The 6659-nt window shown below is 40.8% G+C and carries 9 protein-coding genes; 8 read left to right on the forward strand and 1 reads right to left on the reverse strand.

All coding sequences use genetic code 11. The features are described 5' to 3' along the window. Positions 1 to 64 precede the first annotated feature (64 nt). The 8 genes from RT018_RS15425 (at position 65) to RT018_RS15460 (ending at position 5930) form a co-directional block, all read left to right on the forward strand. Complete coding sequence (locus RT018_RS15425) at positions 65 to 265, forward strand: hypothetical protein (protein ID WP_312943199.1); 201 nt, start codon at positions 65 to 67, stop codon at positions 263 to 265. A 525-nt stretch (positions 266 to 790) separates the two neighbouring features. Then, a complete protein-coding gene (locus RT018_RS15430) occupies positions 791 to 973 on the forward strand; it encodes a DNA-binding protein (protein ID WP_312943206.1) in 183 nt (60 codons plus the stop codon). Beyond that, entirely contained in the window at positions 942 to 1646 is a 705-nt protein-coding gene (locus RT018_RS15435; protein ID WP_312943200.1) for a response regulator transcription factor, read from the forward strand. Before RT018_RS15430 ends, RT018_RS15435 begins: the two co-directional genes overlap by 32 nt. A gap of 1 nt (position 1647) precedes the next feature. Further along, on the forward strand, positions 1648 to 2604 hold the full coding sequence (locus RT018_RS15440) for a sensor histidine kinase (protein WP_397360475.1): 957 nt from the start codon (positions 1648 to 1650) through the stop codon (positions 2602 to 2604). A 123-nt stretch (positions 2605 to 2727) separates the two neighbouring features. Beyond that, entirely contained in the window at positions 2728 to 3651 is a 924-nt protein-coding gene (locus RT018_RS15445) for an ABC transporter ATP-binding protein (RefSeq protein ID WP_312943201.1), read from the forward strand. Then, complete coding sequence (locus RT018_RS15450; protein WP_397360477.1) at positions 3644 to 4405, forward strand: ABC transporter permease; 762 nt, start codon at positions 3644 to 3646, stop codon at positions 4403 to 4405. Before RT018_RS15445 ends, RT018_RS15450 begins: the two co-directional genes overlap by 8 nt. Before the next feature lie 9 nt (positions 4406 to 4414). After that, on the forward strand, positions 4415 to 5212 hold the full coding sequence (locus tag RT018_RS15455; RefSeq protein WP_312943203.1) for an ABC transporter permease: 798 nt from the start codon (positions 4415 to 4417) through the stop codon (positions 5210 to 5212). A gap of 289 nt (positions 5213 to 5501) precedes the next feature. Then, a complete protein-coding gene (locus tag RT018_RS15460; protein ID WP_312943204.1) occupies positions 5502 to 5930 on the forward strand; it encodes a tyrosine-type recombinase/integrase in 429 nt (142 codons plus the stop codon). 355 nt (positions 5931 to 6285) lie between these two features. On the opposite strand, the gene RT018_RS15465 is transcribed toward RT018_RS15460, so the two are convergent. Further along, a partial coding sequence (locus RT018_RS15465; protein ID WP_312943205.1) for a tyrosine-type recombinase/integrase occupies positions 6286 to 6659 on the reverse strand: 374 nt, incomplete at its 5' end.

Here is a 6659-nt window from a genome sequence, read left to right on the forward strand (position 1 = left end):
AAATGCTCCTCCGAGATTTTTTGTACACTACTGATGTACACTACACAGCGGAGTTTTACGTTCCTTGGTGGAATTGGCGGAGATCAACAAAGACACGACCGGCGACATCACCGTCACGACGCGTAAGCCAGCTGACGCCGCACTTTCTGACGAAGACCCATTGCCAAAGGGTTATCGTCATTTTTCCCGTGTAATGGCTTTTGAAAATGCTAAATATCTAAAATATTCTTCTTATCCACAAGGTGTAATTATAAATGTCTTATAGAATTCATTGCTATCTGTCGGATTTTTTCTTTTTGTACAGCCAATAATGTTTGATTCATCGCTGCCCGATAACTTAATGAAAATGGTGTCAAACTTGAAGTCAAAACTATATATTTCATCATTAGGCGTAATAATTAATGGTAATACTTTTATTTCGTTTGGTAGTTCATTGAGACTACTGTTCACAATGCATAAGATGCTTCCGTATATGTAAGATACTCGTTAAGGCTTTCTACATATTGCCATGCAACTCGGCTATGCGTTTTTTGATTGTTACTTGTTAATTAGTTTACCAATAACAGTTTTCAGTTCCTGCTCGATAGGTGAAACGATATGCAGAATCATGATATTTAGAATTATTTAGTTTAAATTTTCTTGGAGGGTCGAGAATCGACGATACTCTTGAGTTGAACGACAAGTTTGCCTTTGTTCGCTTCTCCATATATACTGTAAAGCTGATAATAACATTTGGAGGACAAACATCCTTGGTTATATATCCGTCTAGCAAGCCGTTGACAAATGGAAAATTTCAGAACGCAGGATACAGAAACTCTGCGAAGAGAACCGCGTTATGGGCGCTGTCCGCTTCGGTTATGCCTGGGCGATACCGAAAGATGCGGAAAAGCCTGCTGATGCGAGAAAAAATCTCAAAGTAAAAAGTAAGGGAGACTCGTGGAATGCAAAACAATATTCTGATTATCGACGATGACATGGGGCTATGTCAATTACTAAAAAAATGTGTAGAGAAAGAGAACATCTCTGCTGAATTTGCGTATACAGGAACAGATGGCTTAAAGTTAGCATTGCAAGGCAATTATCAATTGATTGTCTTGGACGTTATGCTCCCTGAAATGGATGGATTTCAAGTTCTTGAAAGAATTAGAAGCTTTAGCGCCGTCCCAGTGTTAATGCTTACGGCAAAAACAGCAAGCACCGATAAAGTAAATGGCCTTCGTTCCGGCGCCGATGACTATTTGACAAAGCCTTTCGATGTGGAAGAATTTATCGCCCGCATTTTATCCTTAATTCGCAGATATACAACCTTAAACAACAATATCAGCGTAAGTGAAGAACCTCATCGGCTCTCCTTTCAAAAGCTTACCATCGACTTGGACACGCGGATTGTTCACATTGGAGATAAGCAAGTTGAGCTTCACGCAAAGGAATTTGACATTCTCCATTACCTTGCCAAAAACCAAGGCAGAATTTTAACCAAGCAGCAAATATATGAAGAAATATGGCAGGAGCCATATGCTTATGATGACAATAATATCATGGGATATATCAGCAAACTGCGAAAACAGATAGAGCCTGACCCGAATAATCCAACCTATATTCAAACAGTGAAAGGCGTAGGCTACCGCTTTAGCCGGGAGGTGTAAAATGGATGGAGTCTATATGAAGCTTCCGGTACTTGTTGCTGTGGTTGTAATTGCCTTTATCGCTGTTATTTCCGCCCTGCTGATATCTAGAAAAATGCACAATGTCAAGTTGAAATTGAATGATATTTTAGAAACACTGGACGATATTACACAAGGCAACAGCAATCGGAAAATATTGGCAAAGCCCAGTGATATGACTTCTATGATCTGTTATAAAATAAATGATATTGTTCTTGATTTTCGGAAACAGGTCATTGACTTAAAAAAAGCAGAGAAAACCAACAGTCAATTGATGACAAGTCTTTCCCATGATGTGCGTACTCCGCTGACAACTCTGATTGGATATTTAGATGCGGCGCAGAAAGGTATTGTAGTTGGTGCGGAGAGGGAAGAATATATAGAAACCGCCCGGTTGAGGGCACATGATATGAAAGACTATGTAGATGTGCTGTTTGAATGGTTTAAACTGAACTCCAATGAAGAAACCTTTACTATTCGGGAAGTTGAGCTTGCGGAGTTCACCAGAAACCTGCTTAAAGACTGGATTCCGATCTTTGAGGACAATCGACTTGATTTCGACATAGACGTCCCAGAAAAACGCATAAAGGTCAATTTAGATACAGATGCCTATTCCCGTATTATGAACAATCTAATTCAAAATGTAGTATCTCATAGTCGGGCAACCCACGTTAAAATCAAGGTGTCTCTCCTTACTGCTGATGTAATGATTTCTGTTGCGGACGATGGTAAAGAAATTTCCAAGCAGGATTTGCCGCATGTTTTTGAACGGCTTTATAAATGCGATACGGCACGTTCTGAAAAAGGAAGCGGCTTAGGATTGTCCATTGTACAGCAGCTTGCAGAAAAGATGGGTGGTTCGATTTCAGTCCAAAGTGAAACGTGTCAACAAACAGAATTTATCGTGCGATTTCCACTGACTGATGAAAAAACCTGCTGAAAGGCAGGTTTTACTTCTCTCAAAAGATTCAAGGTTAATTCAAGGTTCGTGCAAGGTTTATGCAAGGTTGAGGGGATAAAATTAGATTTATGTGATCTATAAAAATAAGGAGGACTTTATATCTTGAGTGATCTTGTAATTGAGACCAATAATTTGACAAAGCAATACGGTGAACAAAAGAGTGTTGCCAATTTAAGTATCCATGTGAAGAAAGGCAGAATTTACGGTCTGTTAGGACGCAACGGCGCGGGAAAAACGACTACTATGAAAATGCTGCTGGGGCTGACAAGTCCTACATCTGGCGAAGTACGTATTTTCGGGAAAAATATGCGTACAAATGAAAAGAAAATTCTGTCTCGAATTGGCAACCTGATTGAATCACCGGGCTTTTATCCTAATCTCACCGGCACGGAAAATCTTAAGATTATGGCGAGGCTCCGTGGAGTACCGGGCAGCAATGCCATTAAAAACGCGTTGGATGTGGTGGGATTGCCTTATAAAGATAAAAAACTGTTTTCACAGTATTCGCTTGGAATGAAGCAGCGGCTTGGTATCGCAAATGCTATTTTGCATGATCCGGAGCTTCTAATCTTGGACGAGCCTATCAACGGACTTGATCCCATCGGTATAGTGGAAGTCCGTGATTTCATAAAGCGGCTTAGTACGGAACAAGGTAAAACAGTTTTAATTTCCAGCCATATTCTGTCTGAAATGGCCCTGTTGGCGGACGATATTGGCATCATTGACCACGGTGTTTTACTGGGAGAAGAAAGCTTGGAAGAATTAGAGAAGAAAAACAGCAGATATGTTCATTTCATCGTAACGGACACGTCCCAGGCTTCCCGGATTTTGGAGGCTGACTTTCATACATCCAATTTTCATATTGATGACGACCATAATTTGCGGCTTTACGATTTGGAAATAGAAGTAGGCGATATTACCCGTAAATGGATTGAGAGCGGCCTCAATATATCAGAAGCGCATACCCAAAATGATACCTTGGAGGATTACTTTAAGCACGTCACCGGGGGTGAGGGAATTGCTTGATTTAATCATTTGCGAATTTGCCAAAATCAAACGGCAGAAGTTTGTTCTATTTTGTTTGTTAGCGGCCTGCATTTTTCCTATCCCACTGACCGCATTAGCAGCAAAAGACAGTCTGCATTTTGAACAGCTTTTTAAGCTAGTCGTTACGTTCGGAGATTTTCTCCTTTTGCCATGCGTACTCAGTGTAGTGGCAAGCATTCTGTTCTTCATGGAAAGAGACAGCGACACGCTAAAAAACCTGATGACCGTACCGGTTCACAAAACCAAACTTGTAGCAGCAAAGCTATCCGTGCTTTTGATTGTTGCCGTACTATATTCCATAGCTGGCTTAGGAGCTACCATCCTAGGCGGACTAGTTGTGGGTGCTGTGGAAGGAGTTGCTTTTAAATTAGGACTAAGTGCTATCCTTGGCCTGATGCTGTTTGTTTCAGTTCTTCCTGTTGTTATTACTATTATTTATTTTAACAAAAGTTATATTTTTTCTATTCTAATCGCCTTTATATATTCTATCTTTAATTTTGGCATATCACTTAATATGTTAAACTTCGCACCTAACAATGCGCTCATTACCGTGTTGCCCGCACCGGTCATTATGCGATGGTGGACATCCTATTGGAGCGGACTGACTGCGGAATATCTTGCAATGAGAAAACCATATATGCTTTCCACGCCGGTTTGTGCAGGCATACTGATCTTAATTGCGGTAATATCAGTTTTGCTGATTTCATTCGTATATAAAAAGCAGGAAGATTAGGAGGGACCTATGATTAATATAGTTATCACGGAATTTCAAAAGCTTAAGCGTTACAGCATTCTTTGGGTAGGCATTGTATCCGTGTTGTTTTCTGCACTTTTAGCCGTTTTTCAGCAGAACAGCGGTAATGAAATAATGCGGTATGAAAGTTATGCAAACAGCGTTATATGGAATAACTTCAGCATGACTTTTCCGTTTATGATTGTTCTGATCGGAGGCTATATCGTAAACCGCGAGTATGTGGATCATACATTAAAAAACATGTTGACTGTACCGATTTCATTTCGCAAATTATTGGCGGGAAAAGTGATTACAGTAGGGCTTGTTGCTGCATTGTACGGTTTTTTTAGCTTTCTATGTACATTTGTTTTAGGTGCGATGTTCTGTCATGGAGATATATCTCCGGTTCTTGTAATGAAATCGTTATTTCAACTCATTGCATTAGGACTTTGCTGTTTTCTGGCGGTGTTGCCTATCATCATATTTTTTAGTAGAAAACAAAACGGTTTCCTCGCCGGGACTGGCTTGGCATTTGTTTACGGTTTCTGTGGCATCTTTATCGCGGGCAGAGCGTTAACTGATTATTATCCTATTACCGCTGGTCTTGGAATTATCAAGTTTACGGGAGACGGCACACTCACGTTTAATCTTTTTGTGGAAATCGGTGTCCTGCTCATTATGGCAGTACTATCCATCGTTATGCTGCTTTCTATGAAAGGCTTCGAGGATAAAGCCAAGGTATCTAAAGCTACAGGAAAAAACAACGGATGCAATCATAAAAAAGTGGTATATCATTATGAAAGATAAAATTCTAAGTATCATTTCCTTTATAACTGTATTTGTTCCAATAACTATGATTTTCGTTTGGAAACTAAACGTCATTAATACAATTTCCATCGTAATTGGCTACAGTATTTTTATTGCGATTAGCTTCTGTTACACATTGTTTTTATTCGTAATAAGGCATTTAAAAAACACATATACCAAGGTGTCTCTGGGCATGAACGGATTTTACATTGCTGGTATTTTAGCCACGGTTGTAATCCCGCGTTTTATATAGAATGTCAGAAAAATCAACATAGGTTTTCCATGATGGATGCCAGGAGAGCTGTTTTTATTTAAGAAGGATATGGTTGACTGGGATGCTTATGAGATTCGCGGTTGCGGCCTGAAGACGAAAAAGCGAAAGGAAACGCCAATCGTATTTCCTGAGATCATTGCTCCGGTTCTGCTGGATTTATGCCAGCAGTCGAAGAGCCGTGTAGGGAACGTTCTTTGCATGAACCGTGATAAGTTCTATCAGGAATATCATTCTGCGCTGCAACGAGCGGGTGTTCGTGATTTGCCGCCCTATTCCTGCCGACATACGACGGCCACCGCATTAGCCCTGGGCAATATCGCACCCGGCGTAATTCAAGAAGTGATGCGCCACACGAAGTTCACAACGACACAAAGATATATTCATCCAGACACGGCAGCTGCGCACAAAGCTGTTAATCAGATGGACAAAGGAAAGGCTCAATAAAGTCCTATAAAATCTTGGAAAAGCTTTTCTATACAGGACACGGTAAAGTGAAAAATGCCGCAATCCATTGCGGCGCAACAGGAAAACAACCCCTGCTAAGGGAGTAGGCGGGTTAAACCGCGCGAGAGTTCGAATCTCTCCTTCTCCGCCATAAAGCGCCTATGAATTGCAATAAATTGCGATTTATAGGCGCTTTTTATATGTTAATTCTGTTTGTTTTGATATGCAAGCAAACTATAAAAGTTCCGTAAAATTCCACCAAGGAACGTAAAACTCCGCTGTGTAGTGTACAGGGTATTGTACATCAGTAGTGTACAAAAAATCTCGGAGGAGCATTTGCTCCTCGGGGATTTCTCTATTTAGTAGCTTCTCCTTTATCCAGACTGTTAATTGCATGATGCGCAGAAGCCATGTCTGGATGAATATAGCGTTGAGTTGTAATGAATTTCGTGTGCCTAATAACCTCTTGAATAACAGAAGGCGCGATATTGCCGAGTGCCAGGGCAGTTGCAGTTGTGTGTCGGCATGAATACGGTGGCAAATCTCTCACCCCCGCCAGTTTTAATGTGTCGTGGTATTTAGTATAAAACTTGTCCCTATTCATGCATAGCACATTTCCCATACGGCTTTGAGACTGTTGACACAAGACTAGGAGTAACGGCGCGATAACCGCGGAGAATACAATTGGCGTTTCCTTCCGCTTTTTGGTCTTGAGGCCGCAACCTTTAA

Source organism: Oscillibacter sp. (genome assembly GCF_032060045.1).
GTDB lineage: Bacteria > Bacillota > Clostridia > Oscillospirales > Oscillospiraceae > Oscillibacter.